The organism is Streptococcus parasanguinis (assembly GCF_001074805.1).
Taxonomy (GTDB): domain Bacteria; phylum Bacillota; class Bacilli; order Lactobacillales; family Streptococcaceae; genus Streptococcus; species Streptococcus parasanguinis_A.
The window spans coordinates 1-5081 of the sequence record NZ_JUPI01000152.1; the positions used below are offsets into that span (position 1 = coordinate 1).

Genomic DNA, 5081 nt, shown 5'->3' on the forward strand with positions numbered 1-5081 from the left:
GCTAAGCGACTACCTTATCTCACAGGGGGCAACCCCCAACTACTTCCGGCGTTCTAGGGCTTAACTGCTGTGTTCGGCATGGGTACAGGTGTATCTCCTAGGCTATCGTCACTTAACTCTGAATGTTTAAACATTCAAAATTGAATATCTATATTCTAACAAGTTAAACTCACGTTGTCAATATCTTCTGACTCTTTGGATAAGTCCTCGAGCTATTAGTATTAGTCCGCTCCATTGCTCACACAACTTCCACTCCTAACCTATCTACCTGATCTTCTCTCAGGGCTCTTACTGATATAAAATCATGGGAAATCTCATCTTGAGGTGGGTTTCACACTTAGATGCTTTCAGCGTTTATCCCTTCCCTACATAGCTACCCAGCGATGCCTCTGGCGAGACAACTGGTACACCAGCGGTAAGTCCACTCTGGTCCTCTCGTACTAGGAGCAGATCCTCTCAAATTTCCTACGCCCGCGACGGATAGGGACCGAACTGTCTCACGACGTTCTGAACCCAGCTCGCGTGCCGCTTTAATGGGCGAACAGCCCAACCCTTGGGACCGACTACAGCCCCAGGATGCGACGAGCCGACATCGAGGTGCCAAACCTCCCCGTCGATGTGAACTCTTGGGGGAGATAAGCCTGTTATCCCCAGGGTAGCTTTTATCCGTTGAGCGATGGCCCTTCCATACGGAACCACCGGATCACTAAGCCCGACTTTCGTCCCTGCTCGAGTTGTAGCTCTCGCAGTCAAGCTCCCTTATACCTTTACACTCTGCGAATGATTTCCAACCATTCTGAGGGAACCTTTGGGCGCCTCCGTTACCTTTTAGGAGGCGACCGCCCCAGTCAAACTGCCCGTCAGACACTGTCTCCGATAGGGATCACCTATCCGGGTTAGAGTGGCCATAACACAAGGGTAGTATCCCAACATCGCCTCCATCGAAACTGGCGTCCCGATCTCTATGGCTCCTACCTATCCTGTACATGTGGCACAGACACTCAATATCAAACTGCAGTAAAGCTCCATGGGGTCTTTCCGTCCTGTCGCGGGTAACCTGCATCTTCACAGGTACTAAAATTTCACCGAGTCTCTCGTTGAGACAGTGCCCAAATCATTACGCCTTTCGTGCGGGTCGGAACTTACCCGACAAGGAATTTCGCTACCTTAGGACCGTTATAGTTACGGCCGCCGTTTACTGGGGCTTCAATTCATACCTTCGCTTACGCTAAGCACTCCTCTTAACCTTCCAGCACCGGGCAGGCGTCACCCCCTATACATCATCTTACGATTTAGCAGAGAGCTGTGTTTTTGATAAACAGTTGCTTGGGCCTATTCACTGCGGCTGACATAAAGTCAGCACCCCTTCTCCCGAAGTTACGGGGTCATTTTGCCGAGTTCCTTAACGAGAGTTCTCTCGCTCACCTGAGGCTACTCGCCTCGACTACCTGTGTCGGTTTGCGGTACGGGTAGAGTATGATTAACGCTAGAAGCTTTTCTTGGCAGTGTGACGTCACTAACTTCGCTACTAAACTTCGCTCCCCATCACAGCTCAATGTTATAGAATTAAGCATTTAACTCAATTCACACCTCACTGCTTAGACGTGCACTTCCAGTCGCACGCTTTAGTTAGCCTACTGCGTCCCTCCTTCACTACATACTCTAGTACAGGAATATCAACCTGTTGTCCATCGGATACACCTTTCGGTCTCTCCTTAGGTCCCGACTAACCCAGGGCGGACGAGCCTTCCCCTGGAAACCTTAGTCTTACGGTGGACAGGATTCTCACCTGTCTTTCGCTACTCATACCGGCATTCTCACTTCTATGCGTTCCAGCGCTCCTCACGGTACACCTTCTCCACACATAGAACGCTCTCCTACCATACCTATAAAGGTATCCACAGCTTCGGTAAATTGTTTTAGCCCCGGTACATTTTCGGCGCAGGGTCACTCGACTAGTGAGCTATTACGCACTCTTTGAATGAATAGCTGCTTCTAAGCTAACATCCTAGTTGTCTGTGCAACCCCACATCCTTTTCCACTTAACAATTATTTTGGGACCTTAGCTGGTGGTCTGGGCTGTTTCCCTTTCGACTACGGATCTTAGCACTCGCAGTCTGACTGCCGACCATAATTCATTGGCATTCGGAGTTTATCTGAGATTGGTAATCCGGGATGGACCCCTCACCCAAACAGTGCTCTACCTCCAAGAATCTCAATGTCGACGCTAGCCCTAAAGCTATTTCGGAGAGAACCAGCTATCTCCAAGTTCGTTTGGAATTTCTCCGCTACCCACAAGTCATCCAAGCACTTTTCAACGTGCCCTGGTTCGGTCCTCCAGTGAGTTTTACCTCACCTTCAACCTGCTCATGGGTAGGTCACATGGTTTCGGGTCTACGACATAATACTAATGCGCCCTATTCAGACTCGGTTTCCCTACGGCTCCGTCTCTTCAACTTAACCTCGCATCATATCGTAACTCGCCGGTTCATTCTACAAAAGGCACGCTCTCACCCATTAACGGGCTCGAACTTGTTGTAGGCACACGGTTTCAGGTTCTATTTCACTCCCCTCCCGGGGTGCTTTTCACCTTTCCCTCACGGTACTGGTTCACTATCGGTCACTAGAGAGTATTTAGGGTTGGGAGATGGTCCTCCCAGATTCCGACGGGATTTCTCGTGTCCCGCCGTACTCAGGATACTGCTAGGTATAAAGACTATTTCGAATACGAGGCTCTTACTCTCTTTGGCTGACCTTCCCATGTCATTCTTCTATAATCTTTAAGTCCACATTGCAGTCCTACAACCCCGAAGAGTAAACTCTTCGGTTTGCCCTCCTGCCGTTTCGCTCGCCGCTACTCAGGCAATCGCTTTTGCTTTCTCTTCCTGCAGCTACTTAGATGTTTCAGTTCACTGCGTCTTCCTCTACCTATCCTTAACAGATAGGAGTACTAGCCATTAGCTAGTGGGTTCCCCCATTCGGACATCTCTGGATCGTCGCTTACTTACAGCTCCCCAAAGCATTTCGTCGTTTGTCACGTCCTTCTTCGGCTTCTAGTGCCAAGGCATCCACCGTGCGCCCTTATTAACTTAACCTTATTTTTGGTCTTACGACCTAAACTCTTTAAATATTTACAGCGTTTCGGTTTATTTTTCTTGTTACTATTTGATATAGATATTCAATTTTCAATGTTCAAACTTAACACTACTAAAGTGTTAATGGAGCCTAGCGGGATCGAACCGCTGACCTCCTGCGTGCAAAGCAGGCGCTCTCCCAGCTGAGCTAAGGCCCCACAAGACCTCTCAAAACTAAACAAGACCAACGTACAGGTTTCCTTTTCCTTAGAAAGGAGGTGATCCAGCCGCACCTTCCGATACGGCTACCTTGTTACGACTTCACCCCAATCATCTATCCCACCTTAGGCGGCTGGCTCCAAATGGTTACCTCACCGACTTCGGGTGTTACAAACTCTCGTGGTGTGACGGGCGGTGTGTACAAGGCCCGGGAACGTATTCACCGCGGCGTGCTGATCCGCGATTACTAGCGATTCCGACTTCATGTAGGCGAGTTGCAGCCTACAATCCGAACTGAGACTGGCTTTAAGAGATTAGCTTGCCGTCACCGACTCGCGACTCGTTGTACCAGCCATTGTAGCACGTGTGTAGCCCAGGTCATAAGGGGCATGATGATTTGACGTCATCCCCACCTTCCTCCGGTTTATTACCGGCAGTCTCGCTAGAGTGCCCAACTGAATGATGGCAACTAACAATAGGGGTTGCGCTCGTTGCGGGACTTAACCCAACATCTCACGACACGAGCTGACGACAACCATGCACCACCTGTCACCTCTGTCCCGAAGGAAAACTCTATCTCTAGAGCGGTCAGAGGGATGTCAAGACCTGGTAAGGTTCTTCGCGTTGCTTCGAATTAAACCACATGCTCCACCGCTTGTGCGGGCCCCCGTCAATTCCTTTGAGTTTCAACCTTGCGGTCGTACTCCCCAGGCGGAGTGCTTAATGCGTTAGCTGCGGCACTGAGTCCCGGAAAGGACCCAACACCTAGCACTCATCGTTTACGGCGTGGACTACCAGGGTATCTAATCCTGTTTGCTCCCCACGCTTTCGAGCCTCAGCGTCAGTTACAGACCAGAGAGCCGCTTTCGCCACCGGTGTTCCTCCATATATCTACGCATTTCACCGCTACACATGGAATTCCACTCTCCCCTTCTGCACTCAAGTTAAACAGTTTCCAAAGCGTACTATGGTTAAGCCACAGCCTTTAACTTCAGACTTATCTAACCGCCTGCGCTCGCTTTACGCCCAATAAATCCGGATAACGCTCGGGACCTACGTATTACCGCGGCTGCTGGCACGTAGTTAGCCGTCCCTTTCTGGTAAGTTACCGTCACAGTGTGAACTTTCCACTCTCACACTCGTTCTTCTCTTACAACAGAGCTTTACGATCCGAAAACCTTCTTCACTCACGCGGCGTTGCTCGGTCAGACTTCCGTCCATTGCCGAAGATTCCCTACTGCTGCCTCCCGTAGGAGTCTGGGCCGTGTCTCAGTCCCAGTGTGGCCGATCACCCTCTCAGGTCGGCTATGTATCGTCGCCTTGGTGAGCCGTTACCTCACCAACTAGCTAATACAACGCAGGTCCATCTGGTAGTGGAGCATTTGCCCCTTTCAAATCAACATCATGCAATGTCGACTGTTATGCGGTATTAGCTATCGTTTCCAATAGTTATCCCCCGCTACCAGGCAGGTTACCTACGCGTTACTCACCCGTTCGCAACTCATCCGCTCGGTGCAAGCACCAAGCTTCAGCGTTCTACTTGCATGTATTAGGCACGCCGCCAGCGTTCATCCTGAGCCAGGATCAAACTCTCATTAAAATAATTGTTTGTCTTAAACTCATTCTGTCACTGACAGATTTATTGTTTTTTTATTGTTCAGTTACTATAACCTTAGTTATAGTGCCCTGCACATTGGTTCGTCTTGTTCAGTTTTCAAAGGTCTTTGTCGCTCTCTCGCGACAACTATATTAGTATATCATGACCTGGACTTACTGTCAATACTTTTT

1 tRNA gene and 3 rRNA genes are annotated in these 5081 nt (G+C 49.6%); all 4 read right to left on the minus strand.

The annotated features are described in order from the left end of the window. The 4 genes from rrf to ADI76_RS10655 all read right to left on the minus strand — a co-directional run bounded on the left by rrf (nt 1) and on the right by ADI76_RS10655 (nt 4893). Nucleotides 1-116, minus strand: a 5S ribosomal RNA gene (rrf, locus tag ADI76_RS10640). 79 nt (nt 117-195) lie between these two features. Beyond that, nucleotides 196-3095: ribosomal RNA gene (locus ADI76_RS10645) — 23S ribosomal RNA — on the minus strand. 124 nt (nt 3096-3219) lie between these two features. Then, nucleotides 3220-3292, minus strand: a tRNA-Ala gene (locus ADI76_RS10650). Nucleotides 3293-3345: 53 nt separating this feature from the next. Then, nucleotides 3346-4893 (minus strand): 16S ribosomal RNA (locus ADI76_RS10655). The 16S, 23S and 5S rRNA genes sit together here with 1 tRNA gene alongside, the layout of an rRNA operon. Nucleotides 4894-5081: the final 188 nt, after the last annotated feature.